The organism is Bradyrhizobium sp. Kon56 (assembly GCF_055807635.1).
The window spans coordinates 1-290 of sequence record NZ_JBVVOU010000353.1; the positions used below are offsets into that span (position 1 = coordinate 1).

Consider the following 290-nt stretch of genomic DNA (forward strand, 5'->3'; position numbering starts at 1 on the left):
GCACCAGCGAGGCACCGTCGGTCAGCGGTGTCGAGTTGCCCGCGGTCAGCGTGCCCTTTTCACTGCGTTCAAAAGCAGGCTTGAGCGCGGCGAGTTTTTCCAGGGTCAGGACGGGAACGGCAGGGTCCAGAACACCGACAGGCCAAACGTCAGCCACAATGCCGGGCGTGGAATGCCGGACTTTTCATCGATGCGGGTGAAAATCTTGAAGAAAGTGCCGGTCTGCGCCCAGCCATACACCACGCGCGGGGTGGCATTCATGTAGATGTTGCCGCAGCCGCTGGGGGAGA

General features: G+C 61.7%; 2 pseudogenes. Both read right to left on the reverse strand.

The features are described 5' to 3' along the window. A pseudogene (locus AC0L3B_RS39290) lies at positions 1–106 on the reverse strand (thiolase family protein); the annotation flags it as partial. Further along, positions 106–290, reverse strand: a pseudogene (locus tag AC0L3B_RS39295) (aspartate:proton symporter); the annotation flags it as partial. The pseudogenes AC0L3B_RS39295 and AC0L3B_RS39290, both read right to left, overlap by 1 nt.